Annotated in this window: 3 protein-coding genes; all 3 read right to left on the bottom strand. The window is 68.3% G+C overall.

Features of this window, described 5'->3' with window-relative positions; genetic code table 11:
- Window positions 1-3,577, bottom strand: a 3,577-nt coding sequence (locus tag B1400_RS07395; protein ID WP_095613780.1) for a DEAD/DEAH box helicase, incomplete at its 3' end; no start/stop codon positions are given.
- A 15-nt stretch (window positions 3,578-3,592) separates the two neighbouring features.
- Entirely contained in the window at window positions 3,593-4,852 is a 1,260-nt protein-coding gene (locus B1400_RS07390; RefSeq protein ID WP_095613777.1) for an MFS transporter, read from the bottom strand.
- A 73-nt stretch (window positions 4,853-4,925) separates the two neighbouring features.
- Window positions 4,926-6,164 (bottom strand): MFS transporter, encoded by a 1,239-nt coding sequence (locus B1400_RS07385; RefSeq protein ID WP_095613776.1) that lies wholly within the window; start codon window positions 6,162-6,164, stop codon window positions 4,926-4,928.
- Window positions 6,165-6,267: the final 103 nt, after the last annotated feature.

Genomic DNA, 6,267 nt, shown 5'->3' with positions numbered 1-6,267 from the left:
CCGCCCCGAGACCGTCCGCCGAGGATGGCGAGGACGATGACGGCGCACCTCCCGCGCCGACCCAGACGACCTCGCCGGCGGCGACGAGCTCGTCGAGCATCGACGGCGCATAGTCGCGCACGCGCGCCGGGAACACTGCCCGCTCCCACACGTCGATCGGCAATGCGACACCCTCGAGCTGCTCGATGACCCTCATGACGCCGTCGACGCCATCGAAACGCTGGCCGCCGGCCGAGCTGACGCCCTGCCGTTCGAGCACGAAACGCTGGAAGTCGGCGGCGGCGACCGGCTTGACGGCCTTGCGCGCCTTGGCGAGCGAGCGTGAGCGGATGCGTTTGAGCACGTCGCGCGCCACCCATTGCGGCACGTCGGCGGGCAGACGGTCATCGAAGCGTCCGGTGAGCGCCTCGCCGGCGGCCCGCAGCGCGTTGAGCTCGTCGACGCAGGCCTCGGCCGGCAACCGCAGGTCGGCGATCATCATGTCGGCCGTGAACGGCCCGTGCGTCGACAGATAGCGGTGCACGCGGCCGCGCACGTCGCCGTCGGCGAGCGCGTTCCAGAACGTCCGCTTCGCGAGCGTAGCGGCGACCTCGTCGATGACGGCGTCGTCGAGCACCGAGGCGAAATCGTCGGAGCCGAGCAGCCGTTCGAGCACCTCCGGATCCATCGACAGCAGCCGCGCGTCGCGCTCCGCCTGCGGCACGTCGTATTGGTACATGACCGAGCCGACGAAGCCGAACAGCAGTTGTTCGGCCATCGGCGACGGCGTCGACGTCTCCGCGCTGTGCACGTCGATCAGCCCCGCCTGCATGCGTGTCAGCACCTCACGAAGGGCGGGCACGTCGTAGACGTCCTGCAGGCATTCACGCGCGGTCTCCAGCAGCAGGGGGAAGTTCTTGTGCGTCCGCGCCGCCGTGAGCAACTGGGTAGCCCTCAGGCGCTGCTGCCATAGTGGGACCCGCTTGCCCGGATCGGTGCGTGGCATGAACAGCGCGCGCGCCGCGCATTCGCGGAACCGCGCGGCGAACAGCACGCTGCCCGAGACCTGCGCCTCGACGATGCGTTGGATGTCGTCCGGGTCGAACGCGATGAGCGACGCGATGTCGATGCGGCCGTCGCCGTCGGGCAGACGGATGAGGATGCCATCGTCAGCCGCATAGATCTGGCCGTCAACGGCATAGCGCTGCAACAGCCGGGCGTTGATCGCGAGCGCCCATGGCTCGTGCACGCGCCTGCCGAATGGCGTGTGCACGACGATGCGCCAGTCGCCTTCCTCGTCGCGGCAGCGTTCGATCACCACATGCGTGGCGTCGGGCACCACGCCGGTGGCGGCGCGCTGCTCGGCCAGCAGCCGTGCCAGGTTGTCGATCGCGTTGGCGTCGAGGCCATCTTGGACAAGGCGGGCCTGCACGGCATTCGTGAAGCGCGGGCCGGGGGCGTGCGGGGCATCGGGGTGCGTCTGGCCGGCACCCACAAGCCCCTGCGCCACGTCGTGCACCCATTGGCCTTGCGACAGACCGAAACGGTAATCGCGGCCGCCGCCGTCGCCATGCCAAAACGGCAGGCGCGCGCTGCGCCCGGGGGCCGGCAGTACGATCACGCGGTCGTTGGTGATCTCCTGAATCTGCCAGGATGTGGTGCCCAAGGTGATGATGTCACCGACGCGCGATTCATACACCATCTCCTCGTCGAGTTCGCCGACGCGCCGCGGGCCCGTACCGGCCTCCCCTTCGGGAAGCACCACCGTGTAGAGACCGCGGTCGGGGATCGTGCCGCCACTGGTCACCGCGAGGCGCTGCGCCCCTTGGCGGGCGGCGAGCATGCCGGATTCCTCCTCGAACACGAGTGGGGGCCGGAACGCGGAGAACTCCTCACCGTTATAGGTGCCGGTGACCATGCCCACCATGGCGTCGAACATGTCGCGCTGCAGCGTGCGGTACGGGGCGGCGCGGCGCACGGTGCGGAACCATGCATCGGCGCTGATCGGCTCGAGGCTCGCGGCGGCCACCGTCTGCTGCGCGAGCACGTCGAGTGGGCTGTTGGGCACACGCAGCGGCTCGATGGCGCCGGCGAGCATGCTTTCGACGCTCGCGGCGGCGCCGATGATCTGTTCGCGCGTCACCGGGTAGATGAGTGCATGAGACACCCCGCCCACGCGGTGGTCGGCTCGTCCCACACGTTGCAGGCCGGACGACACCGACAGCGGTGGCGCCAATTGGATGACCAGATCGACCGACCCCATGTCGATGCCCAATTCGAGGCTGCTTGTGGCTACGACGCATTTGAGTTTGCCCGCTTTGAGCTGCTCTTCGATCTGTTTGCGCCGGTCTTTCGATACGGAGCCGTGATGCGCCATCGCGATGGCGTCCTGCGGCGCCACGGGACCGACGAGTTTCGTCGTCGATCCGATGAGCGACCCGTAATGCGCCGGCTCGTTCGACAGGTCGGGGCTTTTGCCCTGCCGCTCCAAGTAGAGGTCGTTGAGCTGGGCCGTGAACCGTTCGGCGAGTCCACGCGAGTTCACGAAAACGAGCGTCGTGCGGTGTGCAAGTACTTCGTCGAGCACGCTGCGTTGGATCAGTGGCCAGACCGAGGCGGTGGGTCCGGCGTTTGCGGCGACCGGCGCCGGCGCCTCGCTGCCAGCTCGGTCCGTGATCCCATCTCGATGGGCGGCAGACGACGGCGCCGCGGTTGGCGTCCGACCGGCTTCACGGGCCTTGCGTTCCGCCAGCCGCCGCATTGCCGGCGTGACGCCGGTGATTGAGTTGGAAGACTGCGGTGCATGGGATTTTGCGGTGTCCGTCCTGCCGCCGCCGTCACCCATGCGGCTTGCCGGCTCCACGACCTTGAGGTCGAGTGCCGCCCTGCCGCTCGCTTGGGCGATCGTAACGGGCCTGCCGCCGCCGAGGAACGCCGCGGCTTCATCAACAGGGTTCACGGTGGCGGAAAGTCCGATGCGCTGTGGTGGAGTCTCCAGCCGGTCGTCGAGCCGTTCCAGACTCAACGCGAGGTGGGCCCCCCGCTTGGTGCCGGCCACGGCATGCACTTCGTCGAGGATCACCGTCTGCACGGTGTCGAGCACGGTGCGCGCCTTCGATGTGAGCATCAGGTACAGCGATTCCGGCGTCGTCACCAGGATGTCCGGCGGCCTGCTGACGATCGCACGCCGTTCCTGCGGCGTCGAATCACCGCTGCGCATGGCGACCGAGACCTCAGGCACGGACAGTCCCATGCGCGCATATTCCTCACGAATGCCGTTGAGCGGCGTTTCGAGGTTCTTCGCGACATCCACGCCCAATGCCTTGAGCGGGGAGATGTAAAGCACACGCACCCCTTTGCGCCGCCGTTTGCGACCTTCCTCGGCGCTGTCCGCACGCGCGTTGCGGTCGATGATGCCGTCGATCGCCGCAAGGAACGCCGAAAGCGTTTTGCCTGAACCCGTGGGCGCGATGACGAGCACGTTCTCGCCATGATGGATCGCCGGCCACGCCAGACGCTGCGCCTCTGTGGGTCCACCGAAGCTGCGCTCGAACCATGCCCGGGTGGGGGCGGAGAAACTCTCCAAACATTCGCACATATGTTCGATTATCCGTCACTCGCCGAGTGCATGCAAGCGCACCACGCGCAGAACGCACGCATATGCCGCGAGCGCAATCACCGTGAACACCAGCAGATACCACGGCAGCGCATGCATCGACCCCGCCGCGCGTTCCACCCAGGCGAACAGCACGGGGCTGACCAACGTGGCCATCGAGACCGCGGCGGTCTGCACCCCGATCATCGCCGGTGTGCTCGCCGCGCCAAACAAGCGCGGAGTGGCATGCACGACGGCCGGCGCGATTGGCGCACAGCCCGCCCCCAGCAGCACCGGCGCGGTCAGCGCGCGCCACAGGCCCGCAACCGGCACCACCATCAGCGCAACCGCGCCGATCAGCACGGCGATGCCACCAGCGACCATCCATACATCGCGCACCCTGAGCGCCACAACGCCCGCCACAACAGAGCCGACGACGAGACCCACAAAGAACAGATTGGCGTAGACGCCCGCCGTATGGATGGACATGCCGCCGGCGTGCACCATGTAACTGCTGGCCCACAGCATCGTCGTCTGCTCCACCGATGTGGCGGCGAACAACAAGACGAGCACAGCCACCGCCGCAGGCATCGCCATGAGCGCATGCACCGCATGTGGCCGGCGCATGTCGTGCCGCCAGTCCCCCTGTGCGTACGGCGTTTCACCCAAACGGGCGATCTGGGCCGGACTCAGGCGGTCATGCCATCGCCGTGTGCCTGCCGCAAGCACCATGGCGAGCGCAAGTTGCACAAGGCCGATCGTGCGGTACGCCCAGCGCCAGTCGGCACCGTTCGCGATGATCCAGCCGAGCACCGTGTGACCCACGAGCGCGCCGAACGCGCTCGTCGTATGCAGCCAGGTGATGTGCGCGTTCGCCGAACGCACGGCCACATACGCGTTCAACGCCACCACAAGCATGCCCGATCCAATGCCATACGGCAGCGCGAATACAAGCAGCGCCCAATAATGCGGCGCGAATGAGAACCCCGACAGCGCGAGCACGGTGAGGGCCACGCCCATGTCGACCGTGCGCCCGGAACCGACCCGGCGCACCACCGGCTCCGCGTATATCGCCGCCGCGGCGCAACCTGCGGCGATGACCGCGGCGATGCCGACCACGGCCACGAGTGGCGCGCCCACCCCCGCGCCCATGGCCGGCCATGAGGCGCCGAGCAGCGCCTCGGGCAGGCCGATGGCCAGAAAACCGAGGATGACCTGTGGCGTTGCGGCGGGCGCGCCAGCGCGCAGCACGCCCGCGTGTGTCTGTTCGTGTGCCATGGTGCCCATCGTAAAGCGGCGGCGCGGGTTTGCCCACCCACGCACGCCCAGTGCGAACGGCGCGCAACCCGGTTCAATGTGCGGTGAAGTCCGCTTTGGCGCGGGTCTTGGCGCGCAGCCATTCGTGCATGGCGATCAGCCCCGCGGTGAACACGAGCAGGTACCACGGCAGCAGCCTGAGCGTCGTATGCTGCGCGAGCAGGCCGAACAGCGGCGGCATCAGCATCGTGCCGACGTAGGCGCTCGCCATCTGCACGCCGACGATCGCCTGCGACCGGTCGGCGCCGAAATACGCCGGCGTCGAATGGATGATGCACGGGTAGACCGGCGCGCAGCCAAGGCCGATGACGACGAAACCGGCGACCGAGTTCCACACGCCCGGCACCGGCAGCGCCAGCAGCACGACGCCGGCGACGATGATCGCGGCGCCGAGCCGGATCATCTGCGCGTCGCTGAGCCGCATCGTCGCGAAGCCGCTGACGAAGCGTCCGACGGTGATGCCGATGAAGACGAGGCTCGCGTAGTTCGCGGCCGCCTGCAGGTCCACATGGTCGACGCCGGCCATGTAGCTGCTCGCCCACAGGATCGTCGTCTGCTCGATCGAGCAGTAGCAGAAGAACATGATGAGGATCTGCGCGGCGCCGCGGATGCGCAGCACGCCGGCCAGACCGAGCGGCCTGCGCGTTTCCTCGCCGGCCGCCGCCACCGTCGGACCCGGATCGTCGCTCGCGTCAAGCGCCCGGGCGGCCTGCATCGGCGAGGCCGCGCGCCTGCGCCATAGCGGCAGGCTGCATACGAGGACGATGGTCAGCACGACCTGCAGCACGCCGACCGAGCGGTACCCCCATTGCCAGCCGTATTGGCGCGAGAGCGCGAAGCCCATCATGTACGGGCCGAGCAGCGCGCCGACGCCCCACATGCAGTGCAGCCAGCTCATGTGCCGGCTCGTGTAGTGGACGGCCACATAGTTGTTCAGGGCGGCGTCGACGCCACCGGCGCCCAACCCGTACGGGACGGCCATCAGCAGCAGCGTCCAGTAGTTCGGCGCGACCGAGAAGCCGAACAGCGCGAACGCCGTCAGCCCGACCGACGCGGCCGTCACGCGCCCTGCGCCGAAGCGCAGCGTCAGCCGGTCGCTCAGCAGCGCGGAGACGATAGTGCCGGCGCTGATGACCATCGAGACGCCGCCGGCCCAGGACAGCGGCGCGCCGAGCTGGCCGCTCATCGTCGGCCACGCGGCGCCGAGCAGGCCGTCGGGCAGCCCAAGCGAGATGAACGCGAGATAGATGATCGCCAGCAGCAGGTTGGCCATGGCGCCTCCTTGTAGCGGAACGTGACACGGGAACGTGCGGAACGCGGGTGGACGGGCATAATTATATTCCCCCGACAAGAAAATCATCGTGCGTCCTCCGGAT

It is taken from the genome of Bifidobacterium italicum (assembly GCF_002286915.1).
Taxonomy (GTDB): Bacteria; Actinomycetota; Actinomycetes; order Actinomycetales; family Bifidobacteriaceae; genus Bifidobacterium; species Bifidobacterium italicum.
The sequence above is the reverse complement of the archived record's forward strand: the minus strand, read 5'-3'. Positions and strand labels throughout refer to the sequence as shown.

Coding starts and splice junctions, on each gene's coding strand:
- B1400_RS07390 (WP_095613777.1), bottom strand. CDS start 4,852: ATGGCACACGAACAGACACACGCGGGCGTGCTGCGCGCTGGCGCGCCC.
- B1400_RS07385 (WP_095613776.1), bottom strand. CDS start 6,164: ATGGCCAACCTGCTGCTGGCGATCATCTATCTCGCGTTCATCTCGCTT.